The sequence below is a fragment of the Crocosphaera sp. UHCC 0190 genome, from assembly GCF_034932065.1.
Taxonomy (GTDB): Bacteria; Cyanobacteriota; Cyanobacteriia; order Cyanobacteriales; family Microcystaceae; genus UHCC-0190.
This window is the reverse complement of sequence record NZ_JAYGHP010000020.1, coordinates 25,845-39,530: the sequence shown is the minus strand read 5'-3', so window position 1 is coordinate 39,530 and position 13,686 is coordinate 25,845. Positions and strand designations below refer to the sequence as shown.

Below are 13,686 nucleotides of genomic sequence, written 5' to 3'. Positions count from 1 at the left end.
CCCCATCTGCTTGTCAACAAGGATGGGGCCATGAACGGTTATGCTTCTTCTTCGTAATATTCCGCTTGTTTTTGTTTTTGAGGGATATTGACGCGAGGGGGGTTGTAAGGTTCAGGTTCTACATCATCATCCCAGACATCTCCTCTCACCTCATCATAGTCATAATCGTACTCTTTTTCTTGGCGAGGGGGTTCATAGGAGAGGGGTTCTTCTCGTCGCACATCTCCCCAGTTATCCTCTTCATATTCGTCATAGCGAATTGACTCCGCTTGTCGCCGTGGGGGAGGGGCTGTGATGGGTTGTTCCCAGGTATCTTCATCCCAACGTTCCTCCATCACTGGTTTTCGCACTTCTACAGGGGTTCGGATGGGAATACCTGTTCCCAATTGGTTTTCGGGGCGGGCAGTTGGGGGGGAATAGATATAGTCTTCGTCTTCTTTTTCCCAAGGGGGTCTACCGATGCCTAAACGCTCTAAAACCCCGACAGTTAATTGGGTTAACCGTTCCTCTGACCCTTCAAAAACAATTAGACGGTTGGGGCCGCTACTGACCACTTCTTCTATCCCAATTTCATAGGTACTTAAGACTTGATCAGGAATTTGGGGGTATCCTAAAGAGGCGATAATAATTGAGGACACTTTACCCGTTGCTAAATCAAACTGAAAGTCTCGGACTCGCCCTAAAGGTTCCCCAGCTTCTGTAATCACCTCACTATTAATTACGGGGGTATAAGCATCAATATCAAGGGGTTCGATGGCATCTTCATTGTCAACGAGGATGACATCACCGATTTGACGGATACTAGCTATATACATATATTGGGGCATACCAGACAAAGAAAGTGCATTATCCCTTAGTCCTAGGGCAACAACTTCCCTTTGGTCTATATCGACTAAAATTTCTTTGACGACCCCTAATTTTTTCCCCCCTTCACGGGTGATCACTTGTGTATTAATAAATTCGTTGCGTAATCGGATGTTATCTGTGGTCATTTTGTCTTAGGTTTGATGACTGGCTTTCTAGCGATAGAAAAATCAAATAGCAGGTTTCTAGGTTTGACGATATCGGTCTTAGTTAATCGATAATACCTTAAGAGCTAACTTTTATCCTTAATCACGGTTGGTCAGTAATTAGGATTCAGCATGGGTTTTCATAATCTATAAGTTGCTAGGGTTAAGAATCTGTGTCTTAGCGGACACAATTCCTTAAGGTTAACTTCGGCCCTCAAGTATCTATAAGAAGGCCCTGTCTTATATTTTAACCAATCCCTTGCCATTTTCCTGAACTAGCCAGCCACAAAAAGAACACCTTTGATTGACAAAGATGCTTTCTTTTTAGTGATCTGAGGGAATTTTATGAAAAAAAAGACAAATTATTGAAAAAATCGATTAAACTAAGGTTGTTTCAATTGTTGCGCGCTCAACTGGGCATTCCAGCACGAGAGACTTTTCTAGCTTAACAACATTTTCTAAACTTTCCCAGGTTTCGGTGAAAGGTGAGACAGCTAGACTACAGGCTTTCCATTCGGCTCGAACGGGAACACCCAACTGCTGGCACATTCCTCCTCGACGGCCTTCTGTTTGATAATGACGACAGTAGCGGCAAGATGATGTTAAGCAATTAGCGGTTTTCATGGGAGTTTTACGGCAAGGAGTAATTTTGAAAAATTGAATTTATCTTATACAATCTATTATCTAACATGACCTAATTGATTGTTCCTTGACCCTAATTGCGCCACGGCCTCGATTTGATTGTTTCCCCTGAGTTCTGACCCTTTAGGCTTTTTTAATATTTCTTTTACAAAAATAAACATTATTTCCTAGTAATCCAAGAAACTTAATAAAATAATAGCAGACATTTTTAGACATTTCTTAGGGAAAACACTAGGGATCAAGGGTAAAAACTGTCTCATACAGGAAACATCAAAGAAAAAACCGAAAATTTACTGAGAGAGATTTAGGGGTAAAACTTATAAAATAAAGAATTAATCGGAAGTTGACTGAGATTTTTATTGCCAATGTTGTACCATGCAAAGCGAACATTTGTTCCAACGATTAAGTTCTGCAAGGGGTGTGGGACAGTGACATTGAGGACATAACAGCAGAGTTTGATCTCGATCTTGGAGGACTTTTACCCATTGTTCAAAGGCTGCTTGGGGGGTTGTGGTAACTTCAGGGGATAGGCTGGCTGAAACCCTGGAGATGGCATTTGGAGTCAAGGCTTGAGGCTGATACCACTGGGCAGAAGAAAAGCGAATGTCCTCTAAGGGTTCAGCAGATAAGTGAGTATTGAGTTGTTTTAGCAAAGAATAGCGCGTTAAAGAGAGTTGTTGGGCCCAAACAGCACTGGCAGTAGCTACCCAGAGAATATTGCGGTTGATATATCGGGGGCGTGTCTGAGCAGCAACTCGCTCATTAACTACCTTATCCCAGGCCTGACAAACCGTTTGATATCTTTGATAGGCTGCCAAATGAGGTTGAGCGATGAGGTTAGTTAGTAGTTGATTGAGAGAGTTCAAGGTCATGGAATTATCGCTACAATGAAAAAAGTTATTCGTTTGTTCAGATGCCATTTTAAGGAATAAAAATGAAAAAAATCACCAATTTGACCTTATGCGCCTTCATCGGTGCGGCTACAGTCATTTATACTTATCCCTTCTTCCAAAACGCAGCCCATCAAGTAGCTTATAAATGGGATGGGAAAGCTGAACAATTTCATTACAATTTCTCCAAATATCTTCGCTATAGTTCTTAAGTTTATCTTAAAATTCTCTAGGGATCGTGTTCTCAAGCCTGCTGACGCAGGCTTTGTTTATGGATGACAAAATTGAGAGGCCGGATTGTTTTATAATACGGGCCACATAGCATCATTCAAGGCAGACAAGGCGCAGCCATTCATGACATTTTTTAACAGATCTAGTGGTATTTTACTACACCCAACCTCCCTACCCAGTCGCTTCGGAATTGGAGACTTAGGGGAAGGCCCTTATCGCTTCATTGATTTTTTAGTCGCCAGTGGACAAACTATCTGGCAAGTGTTGCCCTTGGGGCCAACAGGTTATGGCAATTCTCCCTATTTATCCTATTCTGCCCTAGCCGGAAACCCTCTCTTGATCAGTCCTGATATCCTTTACGGCGATGGATTAGTTACCCAGGAAGATTTGGACAGTTTTCCCGAATTTCCGGCTGATTATGTAGATTATGACCTGGTAATTCAAACCAAGTTTCCCCTGCTCAAAAAAGCCAGTGAAACCTTTAAAAATCAGGGTCATGAGGAATTATGGCAAGAATTTCATCAATTCTGCGATCGCCATGCTTACTGGTTAGAAGATTATGCCCTGTTTATGTCTCTCCATGAGGCCCACCCAGGGAAAGGATGGCACCAATGGGAACCTGATTTGGCCAAACGGGAACCCCAAGCCCTTCAAGCTTGCAAAGAACGCTTAGGAGATGCCATTTTCTATCATAAGTTTCTCCAATTTGAATTCTTCCGTCAATGGCAAGGGGTGAAAAAATATGCCAACGAGCGCAATATTCAGATTTTTGGGGATATTCCCATTTATGTCGCCTATGATGGGGCTGATGTGTGGGCCCATTCTGATATTTTTTGTATTGACCCCGAAACCCATGAAATTGAGCTAATGGCCGGTGTTCCCCCGGATTATTTTAGTGCCACAGGGCAGTTATGGGGAAATCCCGTTTATAATTGGGAAAAAGTCCAAGAAAATAACTTTAAGTGGTGGATTCAACGGTTTAAAACAACCTTAGAGTATTTTGATATTGTGCGGATTGACCATTTTCGGGGTTTCCAAGCCTATTGGGGAGTTCCGAAAGGGGAAACCACTGCCATGAATGGGGAATGGCTAGAAGCCCCAGGAGAGGCATTTTTTGAGCGTCTCAAGGAAGAATTAGGGGATCTACCGATTGTAGCTGAAGATTTAGGGGTAATTACCCCAGAAGTGGAAGCTTTACGGGATAAATTTGAGTTTCCTGGGATGAAGATCTTACATTTTGCTTTTGATTCAGATCGGGCTAATCCTTTCTTACCCTATAACTACGTTAAGCGCAATTGTGTGGTTTATACCGGAACCCACGATAATAATACAACAGTGGGATGGTTTGCTGAGCGTAATTTTGAAGAAAAAGCGAGGGTGGGGGACTATTTAGGGTCGATCTGTTCTCAAGGTATTCATTGGAGTTTGATTCGTTTAGCGATGGGTTCTGTTGCTAATCAAGCGGTGTTTCCTTTGCAAGATTTGTTAGGGTTAACAGAGACAGCGCGGATGAATACTCCTGGCCTCGCAGATGGTAACTGGGGATGGCGATATCGTCCTGAAATGTTAACCCCAGAGTTAGGGAAACATTTGCGGTTTTTAACAGAATTGTACGGACGGATTGTTTATCCTGAATATCAGCCCCCTGAAGAGGGATAATAGGAGATTTTTAGCTTATTTTTGGGCTAATATCTATCCTGAAAAGGTAGGGGCAATTCATGAATTGCCCCTTTAAAAGTAATGGTTCTACCGAACTTGCCATGTAAAATTAATAAATGAATACAGGCTAAAGCCTTATTCTATAAGCACAAAGGCTGTCTACACAGCCTAATTTTAAGCCTGAGTAGCCAGGCTTAGTTCCGATAGCTTAACCCGATCGGGTTTAAGCCTGTAATTTTTAATCGTTTTACATCCTAGGTTCGGTAGAGCCAAAGTAATTAAAAAATTATTGTTTATTATGCTACCATGTTTTGAAAAATTATGAATAAAGTTAGACTAGAAAACATTATTAGATACCGTCAAACCGCACAACAAAATTGGCAAAAAACTCAAGTCCAAAGACAAGCAAGACAAGAAAAAGCTTGGACATTAGCAAAACAAGCAGCAACCTTATTAAAAGAACAATTTCAAGTTACAAAAGTTGTTGTTTTTGGCTCACTTATTCGAGAAGATTGTTTTACCCTTTGGTCAGATATTGATCTTGCTGCTTGGGGACTTTCCCCTCAAGATACTTTTCGTGCATTAGAGGTTATCGCCCAATAATTTTTTAACTTGTTTAAGCTTTTTGCGGTAACATTACTACCTCTGCCTCATTACTTTCTCTCGCTACGCGGATTAATAAAGCCGCTAAGGTTAAACTAGCTAAAGTAGAACTACCCCCATAACTCCATAGGGGAAAGGGTAAACCCGTGGTGGGTAAAGCCCCTGTTGCCACACCAATATTTAATAATGCTTGTCCCACCATCATCACCATAACGCCGATCGCCACTAGCCGTTTAACACGATGACTACAATTTACGGCCACTCGTAAAGCAAACGTCGCGTAAGTTAATAATAATATCAGTAAAACAATGCTACCGACAAAGCCAAATTCTTCTGCATAAACCGAGAAAATAAAATCAGTATATTGAATCGGTAAATAAAACAATTTTTGTTGAGACATTCCATAGCCTACGCCAAAAGTTCCCCCCGATCCCACAGCCATCAAACTTTGTACTAATTGATAGCCATTCCCTAAAGGATCAGCCCAAGGATCAAGAAATGCTGTAATCCGTTTCCGTTGATATTCTCGAAAACTAATACTAACAAAAGCAGTTAAAATACCCCCTAAAGCGGTTGTGGTTAAATACATAGATGGAATGCCCGATGCTAAAGCAATTAACCATAAACTCATGCCACATAAAGCCGTGGTACTTAAATTCGGTTGTAATAAAATTCCCGCTAAAACTAAGCCAAATACACCAATCCATTGCAGTCTGACGCGCCAAGAATGTCGATGCCATTGACCAAAAATATAGGCACTTTGCAACACTAAAAAAGGTTTCATTAACTCCGAAGGTTGAATCAAAATTGGGCCCAATTTAATCCAACGGGTTGCCCCATAAACCTCATGGCCTAAACCTGGAACTAAGGTAGAAAGAATTAATCCTAATAACAGTAAAATAGACCAAGGAGCCAACTTGATGATGTATTGTAGGGGCGATCGCGTGATTAAATTAAACCCATGCAACCCCGCCCAGATCCAGATGGCTTGACGAAATACATAATACCAACCATTTCCCGTTTCAGCGAGGGCAACGGGATAGGAAGCGGAAAACAAAGCGATTAAACCCAGAGACAACCAAAGCAACGTTAACCAGCGCAAAAAGCGGGCTTCGTTTGACCAATGCTGTAAATCGGGATTGACAATGGGAAAGATAATCAGAATGAGTTTTCGTAGCACAGTAATTCTCTGACCCTGGGTAAGAATTAATCCATAGAATAGCAGACTCGGTGATTTAATCAGTGTTCCCTGTCCTGATGCTCACTTTTCACGGTATCTTTATTACTCTCATGAGAGAGGGAAGTGTGGGGAGTGTGGGGAGTGTGGGAGGTGTGGGGAGTGTGGGAAGATGAAGATAAGTACAGTTGTCATTAAAAATGGTGGGAGAAATGACCTTGCTTTACTTGGTGAAAAAACCGAGAATCAGATATTCTAAGTAACAATGATCTGAGTGTATTGGTGGTCAAATTTTGTCACACCGATGGAGGAGATAGCACGTTTATGGCTAAAGTATATGTCTTACTATTTAACGCCCGAACTGAAAATGAAGGCATTCATACAGTGCAAATGGGCGATCGCAATAAGATCCTGATGTTTGAGTCAGAAGACGATGCCACCCGTTACGCCTTATTACTCGAAGCCCAGGATTTTCCAGCCCCAACAGTGGAACCCTTTGATTCCGAGGAAATTGAAGCCTTTTGCCAAGACGCTGATTATGATTGGGAATTAGTTCCTGATGGACAGTTAGCCATTCCCCCAGAGCAAAATGTGGATGATCTTGATTGGGAAGGGGACGGAAAAAGTCAAAAGACTGGGGAACCAGACAGCCCCTCAGACTTATCTTCTGAGGAATTAGACAAAATTCGCCGTAAATTAGAGGGCCTACTGTAACCAGCTATGGAAAACTTAGAAGAACGGGGCCATCTGTTAACGGAACAAGTCAACACCAATAGTCACAATTTGGATCAATTAACTTGTTTGGAGTTGGTTGATCTATTCAATCAAGAAGATACCCAAACTCTGAAGGCGATCGCCCAAGCCCGCTTAGAATTGGCTCAAGCGATTGAAGTCACCAGTCAAGCCCTCAGCCAAGGGGGTCGCTTATTTTACGTTGGAGCAGGTACTAGCGGACGTTTAGGGGTATTAGATGCGGCGGAATGTCCCCCCACCTTCTGTACCCATCCTGACATGGTACAGGGCATTATTGCGGGAGGGGCGGCGGCTTTGGTAAGAAGTTCTGAAGATTTAGAAGATCGTCCCGAAGATGGGGCCTCCGCGATCGCTCAACGACAAATCACCAACAAAGATGTGGTGGTGGGTATTAGTGCGGGTGGTACGACCCCCTTTGTTCACGGGGCCTTAGAAGCGGCTAAACAGCGAGGGGCCCGCACCATTGCCATGAGTTGTGTTCCGGCCCAACAAGTCCCGATGATTGTTGATATTGATATTCGTTTGTTAACGGGGCCGGAAATTTTAGCGGGTTCCACCCGTCTTAAGGCGGGAACCGTGACGAAAATGGCTTTAAATATCCTCTCGACGGGGGTAATGGTCAAACTGGGAAAAGTGTACGGAAATCGCATGATTGATGTGTCTGTGACTAACCGCAAGCTCCATGACCGCGCTTTACGAATCTTACAAGAATTAACCGATCTCAATCGAGAAGGGGCGGGATTTTTGTTAGAGCGCAGTGGCAGACGGGTTAAACTAGCTTTATTGATGCACTGGACAGCACTGGATGTTCAAGATTGTCAAGAACTTCTGAAAACCCATCAAGGAAACTTGCGGGCTGCCCTGGAAAGTCACACTCAATCGTCTAATTAATTAAAATTATTGTTAATTAAGCTTATGTTGAATGTCTCTGAGACAACGACCGTTTTCATCATTCTTTTAGTTGCCTTTGGTCTTCTTGCCTGGGGTTATAATCGGGCCAAAGCCTATGGAAAATTGGGGATTTTGGCTTGGTTACAGTCAGTGGTTTTGATGTCTCCTTGGTTAATTTTCTTTGGCTTATTTGCGGTAGGAATTTATCTCAATTTAGTGGGAATTTTACTCTTATTGATAGCTTCTGTTGCTTTTTATATCTATTTAGGAAAACGTCTGAGAGCCGAAGGTCAAGATGTGATGTTGCGAGAAAAAGCCGCGCAACGGTTACAAGAACAAGAAGCCTCAAATCCTATTGAAACTTCCGAATCTTTTCGGACAGAATCAGACCAGAAAATTGTACCTGATGTTCTACCCATTCCTGAAGAAGACTTACAATTAATTAAGGGGATTTTTGGCATTGACACTTTCTTTGCAACGGAAACAATTTCTTATCAAGAAGGAGCAATTTTTAAAGGCAATTTAAGAGGAGAACCCGATCAAGTTTATGACCGTCTCTCTGCAAAACTTAAAACTAATTTTGGAGAAAAATATCGTCTCTTTTTAGTGGAAGGAACAGAAGGACGACCAGTCATGATTGTTCTTCCTAGTACGGACGATCCTCAACCAGCAACCCTCGTTCAAAAAAATTTAGCCTTAGTGTTATTAGTGGCAACAATTGTCACCACTTTAGAAGCATCTGGCATTCTTTTGGGCTTTGATTTATTTAATAATTGGGGTCGCTATCAAGAAGCTATTCCCTTGAGTTTAGGAATTTGGGCTGTCTTAATTTCTCATGAAATTGGCCATCGTATTTTAGCAAAACGATACAATTTAAGGCTTAGTTTGCCTTTCTTTCTTCCTACTTGGCAAATTGGATCTTTTGGAGCAATTACTCGTTTTGAATCCTTAATTCCTAGCCGTACTGCTTTATTTGATGTCGCCTTAGCGGGGCCAGCATTAGGGGGAATTATTTCCTTTGTTTTATTAATTATTGGCTTGATTTTGTCCCATGAAGGAAGTCTTTTTCAAGTGCCAACGCAGTTTTTCCAAGGCTCAATTTTAGTCGGCAGTTTAGCCAAAGTTGTCCTAGGGGAACAATTGCAAAACTCGATTGTTGCTGTTCATCCTTTAACCATTGTGGGATGGTTAGGTTTAGTAATCACGGCCCTGAATTTAATGCCGGCTGGTCAATTAGATGGAGGCCGAATTGTCCAAGCAATTTATGGCAGAAAAACCGCTAGACGGACAACCATTATTACCTTAATTGTCTTAGGACTTGTGACCTTATTTAGCCCGGCTAATCCTATTCCTTTATATTGGGCTATTGTCATTTTATTCTTACAACGAGACTTAGAACGGCCTAGTCTCAATGAATTAACAGAACCCGATGATACCCGCGCTGCTTGGGGATTATTAGCTCTCTTTTTAATGTTAGCAACCTTGATTCCCTTAAGTCCAGGATTGGCTGGAAAATTAGGCATTGGTGGATAATTATTACGACCAAAAACTGGGACATAATCTTCCCAATGAAATGTTATCGGCCTCTTTTGGCCTTTCTTAACGAGAGGGAAACGAGTATACTTTTAAAGGCGATTAATATTCAGAAGAATTTCTGTGTGATAACTCATGTTTAATCTGAGCAAATTAACGACAAAATTACCATCTTTAATCTTGACAACTTCTCTTTTAATCCTACCTTTAACGGCTTGTAATGGGGGAAAAACTACCAATGGAAACACCACAGGAGAAAATAGTCAAACAACCAACAGTCGTCTGGAAATCGTTAAACAAAGGGGAAACCTGATCTGTGGGGTTAATGGGGAAGTACCTGGATTTAGTTTTGTGGACGAAAAAGGTCAATATTCTGGGTTGGATGTGGATGTTTGTCGAGCGATCGCGGCAGCTTTATTTGGGGACGCGACTAAGGTTGAATATCGTAAACTCAGCGCACAAGAACGATTTTCTGCGGTTCAATCAGGAGAAGTGGATGTTCTCAGTCGTAACACGACTTGGACTCTCAGTCGAGATACAGCAAATGGCATGGAATTTGCCCCCACTGTCTTTTATGATGGTCAGGGACTGATGGTGACGAAAGCTAGTGGTGTGAGCAATATTGAAGGATTAGCTGGTAAATCGATTTGTGTCTTAGCAGGAACCACGACGGAACAAAATCTGGCGGATCAGATGCGTAAACGAGGTGTAAAGAACTATAATCCCGTAGTTTCCGATGATGTTGATACTCTTTATGCAGCTTATCAAGAGGGACGATGTGAAGGGGTAACGGCGGATCGTTCTCAATTGGTGGCCCGTCGTTCCATTTTGCCGAAACCGGATGATCATGTGATCTTAGATGTGGTATTGTCGAAAGAACCCTTAGGCCCTGCGGTAAAAAATGGTGATTCTGCTTGGTTTGATGCGGTAAAATGGATTACTTTTGCTCTTTTTGAAGGGGAAGAATTGGGAATTACTTCTCAAAATGTAGACAAGTTTGAAACCAGTGAAGATCCTAATGTTAGACGCTTTTTAGGACTAGATGATAAGTTAGGAGAAGGGATGGGATTACCGAATAATTTTGCCACCAGCATTATTAAACAAGTGGGCAATTACGGTGAAATTTATGACCGAAATATTGGTAAACCGTTAGGATTAGAACGGGGGCCCAATAAACTTTGGACTGACGGGGGATTGTTATATTCTCCCCCATTTAGATAAGTCAAATAAATCTCAAAAATTGTTTGTTTAAGCTTAATTTTTAGTCTATATTTCCTGAGTCTATTTGGCAAACTTAGGAAATTATAGCGTTTTTTAAATTATGAATCCAGAAAAAATACCCTTGTGGCGCAATGCAAAATTTATCAACATTTTTCTGCAAGGAATTCTAATTATTTTTCTTGTCCTATTATTAGCTATATTAACCAATAATTTAAGCAATAATTTTCAACAACTAGGGTTAACTTTTGGCTTTAACTTTATTCTTGATCCTGATCTAAATTCCCGTTTTGATATTGGGGATTCTCCCATTCCTTATCAAGCGACTGATCCCTATAGTCGCGCCCTTTTAGTGGGATTACTCAATTCTCTAAGAGTGATGATTAGTGGCATTATTTTAGCCTTTATTTTAGGAGTAATTATTGGCTTAGGAAGATTATCTAATAATTGGTTAATTCGTAAAATATCGACTTTTTATGTAGAAATTATCCGCAATACGCCTTTACTTTTACAATTGTTCTTTTGGTACTCTGTTGTTTTTCTTAAACTGCCCAAAATTGACAAACCTTTAATTTTTTTTGATTCAGTTTTTTTATCCAATCAAGGGCTTTACTTACCTTGGCCAATGGGAAATTTACAAACGTTTTTAGCGGCTTTGTTTTTGATCATTATTCCCATTTTTGGCGTGATAATCTGGAAAAAGAATGATCAAAACATAATTCAACAAGGCATTAACAATAAACTCTATCTAATTCTCTTAATTATCCTAATAATTTTGGTTATTTTCCTGATAATCTGGGGATTAGATTGGCAAATTCCCCAATATGAGCGTCAACTTAAAACGATTCAAGGTGGTTTGACTCTCTCCCCTGAATTTGCTACCCTATTAGTGGGTTTAACTGTTTATACTGCTGCCTTTATTGCTGAAGTTATTAGGGCAGGAATTCAATCTGTTTCTCAAGGACAATGGGAAGCAGCGAAATCCTTAGGATTAAGCTCAGGATTAATTATGCGCTTTGTAATTTTTCCCCAAGCATTACGGGTAATTATTCCGCCTTTAACGAGCGAATTTCTCAATTTAGCTAAGAATTCTAGTCTAGGGAGTGCTGTTGCTTATCGAGATATTTATGCCGTTGCGAGTACCATTTCTAATCAAACCGGAAAATCCCTGGAAATGTTGCTCATTGTCATGATCACCTATTTAACTATTAATCTGATTATTTCTACAGGGATGAATTGGTTAAATCGTTTGGTACAAATTAAAGAAAATTAGACAATTTTTTATTATTTCTTTATACAATAGAGATTAAAAATTCTTTCAGACAAACAATGGTAACTCAATCTCAACCCACAACCGAACCTACTTGGTTAACAATTGTTCGTTTACTTAGATGGGATAAACCCGCAGGACGACTCATTTTAATGATTCCTGCACTTTGGGCGATTTTTTTGGCAGCGCGGGGTATTCCTCCCTTACCCTTAATTGGGGTGATTATTCTCGGAACTTTGGCTACCAGTGCCGCAGGATGTGTTATCAATGATCTTTGGGATAAAGATATTGATCCCCAAGTAGAAAGGACTCGTAAACGTCCTTTAGCGTCTCGTGCTTTATCCATCAAGGTTGGCATTGTGATCGCCTTTATTGCACTGATTTGTGCCGCTATTTTAGCATTTTATCTTAATCCCCTCAGTTTTTGGCTTTGTGTTGCGGCGGTTCCTGTTATTATTTGTTATCCTTTAGCAAAACGGGTCTTTCCGATTCCTCAATTAGTGTTATCCATCGCTTGGGGATTTGCAGTATTAATTAGCTGGACAGCCGTAACCGGAAAATTAGAAAATTACACTTGGGTATTGTGGGGAATAACTGTATTTTGGACATTAGGATTTGATACGGTTTATGCGATGTCTGATCGAGAAGATGACCGGAAAATAGGCATTAATTCCAGTGCTTTATTCTTCGGAAAATATGCCGGGGAAGCGGTGGGAATCTTTTTTGCAGCAACAGCAGGACTTTGGGCTTATTTAGGGGTAATTATGCACCTAAATTTAGGGTTTTGGGTAGCATGGGCTATTACTTTAGGGGGTTGGATGATACAGTATATCCGTTTAAGTTCCCCGGAAATTCCTCAAGAAACCTATGGTAAAGTTTTTAGTCAAAACGTAAATTTAGGCTTTCTTTTATTAGCCGGAATTATCATGAATAGTTTGTTCTAGCTCGTTCTGCCTGAGCCTGATCAAAATAGGTTTTTACTTAATATAATACTAAGATTAATTCTTGTTGATATTCTTTAGTTAAGGGATGATCAGAGCCTAATAAATTAAAAATAGCTACCATCGCTTTTCTTGCCCCATCTTCTCGATATTTACGGCTTGATTGGACAATTTGTAAAAAGAGTTTTAACGCGGCCTCATAGTCTTCAATAAGAGTTAATCTAGTGGCTTGAGCAAATAATTGATCTAATTCACTTTCTCCAGGATTTTCTAGACTTTTCTTCAACTCAATTAAGGTTTGCATTCCTTGAGCTTTGGCATAATACTCTTTTTGAAGAACCCCAATTGTATTGAGCATTTTTGAGGCATCTTCTAAACGATTCAAACGGATTAAAAATTTAGATGCTTCTAGAATTAATTGGGGATGATTAGGATATTTTGCAAACAATTCATCTAATAATTCCTTGGCTTTAGGGACATTTTTATCCGCCATTGCTTGGTGCATTGCTTCGAGTTTAGAATCCAAGTCCGATTTAAGATTAAATTGTGCTAATAAATCGCGGATATCTGCTTCAGGTAAAACCCCAACAAATCCCTGCATAATTTCCCCTTGAAAGGCAATTTTTACATCAGGAACCCCTTCAACACCAAACCGTTGCGCTAAGTCTGGATGCAGATCAATATCAATGGTTGCTAAAATGAAATCATACTCTTCTAAAAGCTTTTCTAAAATCGGTTTTAATAATTTACAGGGGCCGCACCAAGTGGCAAAAAAGTCAATCAAGACTAGGCTTTCATAAGACTTTTCAATCACTTCTGTTTCAAAGTTTTTACTATCAACAACGATAGAATATCCCATCATTTATTC

At 40.5% G+C, this 13,686-nt stretch carries 14 protein-coding genes; 9 read left to right on the top strand and 5 right to left on the bottom strand.

The genetic code is table 11. From position 1 onward, the window contains the following. Nucleotides 1-38: 38 nt before the first annotated feature. From VB715_RS20075 to VB715_RS20065, 3 genes are all read right to left on the bottom strand, one after another. The gene (locus VB715_RS20075; RefSeq protein WP_323302974.1) at nt 39-992 is read right to left on the bottom strand and encodes a PRC-barrel domain-containing protein; all 954 of its coding nucleotides are present in this window, start codon (nt 990-992) and stop codon (nt 39-41) included. A 396-nt stretch (nt 993-1,388) separates the two neighbouring features. Beyond that, a complete protein-coding gene (locus VB715_RS20070) occupies nt 1,389-1,634 on the bottom strand; it encodes a hypothetical protein (RefSeq protein WP_323302973.1) in 246 nt (81 codons plus the stop codon). Nucleotides 1,635-2,008: 374 nt separating this feature from the next. After that, a complete protein-coding gene (locus VB715_RS20065) occupies nt 2,009-2,572 on the bottom strand; it encodes a DUF721 domain-containing protein (RefSeq protein WP_323302972.1) in 564 nt (187 codons plus the stop codon). 14 nt (nt 2,573-2,586) lie between these two features. Between VB715_RS20065 and VB715_RS20060 the strand changes: the two genes are divergently transcribed. The 3 genes from VB715_RS20060 to VB715_RS20050 all read left to right on the top strand — a co-directional run bounded on the left by VB715_RS20060 (nt 2,587) and on the right by VB715_RS20050 (nt 5,035). Next, on the top strand, nt 2,587-2,754 hold the full coding sequence (locus tag VB715_RS20060; protein ID WP_323302971.1) for a hypothetical protein: 168 nt from the start codon (nt 2,587-2,589) through the stop codon (nt 2,752-2,754). A 142-nt stretch (nt 2,755-2,896) separates the two neighbouring features. Then, nucleotides 2,897-4,432 (top strand): 4-alpha-glucanotransferase, encoded by a 1,536-nt coding sequence (gene malQ, locus VB715_RS20055; protein WP_323302970.1) that lies wholly within the window; start codon nt 2,897-2,899, stop codon nt 4,430-4,432. A 321-nt stretch (nt 4,433-4,753) separates the two neighbouring features. Beyond that, nucleotides 4,754-5,035, top strand: coding sequence for a nucleotidyltransferase domain-containing protein (locus VB715_RS20050; protein WP_323302969.1), 282 nt, complete (start codon nt 4,754-4,756; stop codon nt 5,033-5,035). Nucleotides 5,036-5,048: 13 nt separating this feature from the next. Here VB715_RS20050 and VB715_RS20045 read toward each other — a convergent pair whose 3' ends face one another. Beyond that, on the bottom strand, nt 5,049-6,215 hold the full coding sequence (locus tag VB715_RS20045; RefSeq protein ID WP_323302968.1) for an FtsW/RodA/SpoVE family cell cycle protein: 1,167 nt from the start codon (nt 6,213-6,215) through the stop codon (nt 5,049-5,051). Nucleotides 6,216-6,536: 321 nt separating this feature from the next. Here VB715_RS20045 and VB715_RS20040 point away from each other — a divergent pair, with 321 nt between their 5' ends. The 6 genes from VB715_RS20040 to VB715_RS20015 all read left to right on the top strand — a co-directional run bounded on the left by VB715_RS20040 (nt 6,537) and on the right by VB715_RS20015 (nt 12,821). Next, nucleotides 6,537-6,926 carry a DUF3110 domain-containing protein gene (locus VB715_RS20040; protein ID WP_323302967.1) on the top strand — a complete coding sequence of 130 codons (390 nt, stop codon included), beginning with the start codon at nt 6,537-6,539 and terminating at the stop codon, nt 6,924-6,926. A 6-nt stretch (nt 6,927-6,932) separates the two neighbouring features. Further along, nucleotides 6,933-7,856, top strand: coding sequence for an N-acetylmuramic acid 6-phosphate etherase (gene murQ, locus VB715_RS20035; protein WP_323302966.1), 924 nt, complete (start codon nt 6,933-6,935; stop codon nt 7,854-7,856). Between the two features lie 24 nt (nt 7,857-7,880). Then, on the top strand, nt 7,881-9,389 hold the full coding sequence (locus tag VB715_RS20030) for a site-2 protease family protein (protein ID WP_323302965.1): 1,509 nt from the start codon (nt 7,881-7,883) through the stop codon (nt 9,387-9,389). A 135-nt stretch (nt 9,390-9,524) separates the two neighbouring features. Continuing rightward, nucleotides 9,525-10,610 carry an amino acid ABC transporter substrate-binding protein gene (locus VB715_RS20025; RefSeq protein ID WP_323302964.1) on the top strand — a complete coding sequence of 362 codons (1,086 nt, stop codon included), beginning with the start codon at nt 9,525-9,527 and terminating at the stop codon, nt 10,608-10,610. A 97-nt stretch (nt 10,611-10,707) separates the two neighbouring features. Continuing rightward, nucleotides 10,708-11,880: an ABC transporter permease subunit gene (locus VB715_RS20020; RefSeq protein ID WP_323303001.1), complete on the top strand. Its 1,173-nt coding sequence runs from the start codon at nt 10,708-10,710 to the stop codon at nt 11,878-11,880. Between the two features lie 56 nt (nt 11,881-11,936). After that, nucleotides 11,937-12,821: a 4-hydroxybenzoate solanesyltransferase gene (locus VB715_RS20015; RefSeq protein ID WP_323302963.1), complete on the top strand. Its 885-nt coding sequence runs from the start codon at nt 11,937-11,939 to the stop codon at nt 12,819-12,821. 37 nt (nt 12,822-12,858) lie between these two features. Here VB715_RS20015 and VB715_RS20010 read toward each other — a convergent pair whose 3' ends face one another. Continuing rightward, on the bottom strand, nt 12,859-13,677 hold the full coding sequence (locus tag VB715_RS20010) for a tetratricopeptide repeat protein (protein ID WP_323303000.1): 819 nt from the start codon (nt 13,675-13,677) through the stop codon (nt 12,859-12,861). Nucleotides 13,678-13,686: the final 9 nt, after the last annotated feature.

Bases quoted from the DNA above. Each gene is read 5' to 3' on its own strand.
- VB715_RS20075 (WP_323302974.1), bottom strand. From the start codon at position 992: ATGACCACAGATAACATCCGATTACGCAACGAATTTATTAATACACAA.
- VB715_RS20070 (WP_323302973.1), bottom strand. From the start codon at position 1,634: ATGAAAACCGCTAATTGCTTAACATCATCTTGCCGCTACTGTCGTCAT.
- VB715_RS20065 (WP_323302972.1), bottom strand. From the start codon at position 2,572: ATGGCATCTGAACAAACGAATAACTTTTTTCATTGTAGCGATAATTCC.
- VB715_RS20060 (WP_323302971.1), top strand. From the start codon at position 2,587: ATGAAAAAAATCACCAATTTGACCTTATGCGCCTTCATCGGTGCGGCT.
- malQ (WP_323302970.1), top strand. From the start codon at position 2,897: ATGACATTTTTTAACAGATCTAGTGGTATTTTACTACACCCAACCTCC.
- VB715_RS20050 (WP_323302969.1), top strand. From the start codon at position 4,754: ATGAATAAAGTTAGACTAGAAAACATTATTAGATACCGTCAAACCGCA.
- VB715_RS20040 (WP_323302967.1), top strand. From the start codon at position 6,537: ATGGCTAAAGTATATGTCTTACTATTTAACGCCCGAACTGAAAATGAA.
- murQ (WP_323302966.1), top strand. From the start codon at position 6,933: ATGGAAAACTTAGAAGAACGGGGCCATCTGTTAACGGAACAAGTCAAC.
- VB715_RS20030 (WP_323302965.1), top strand. From the start codon at position 7,881: ATGTTGAATGTCTCTGAGACAACGACCGTTTTCATCATTCTTTTAGTT.
- VB715_RS20025 (WP_323302964.1), top strand. From the start codon at position 9,525: ATGTTTAATCTGAGCAAATTAACGACAAAATTACCATCTTTAATCTTG.
- VB715_RS20015 (WP_323302963.1), top strand. From the start codon at position 11,937: ATGGTAACTCAATCTCAACCCACAACCGAACCTACTTGGTTAACAATT.
- VB715_RS20010 (WP_323303000.1), bottom strand. From the start codon at position 13,677: ATGGGATATTCTATCGTTGTTGATAGTAAAAACTTTGAAACAGAAGTG.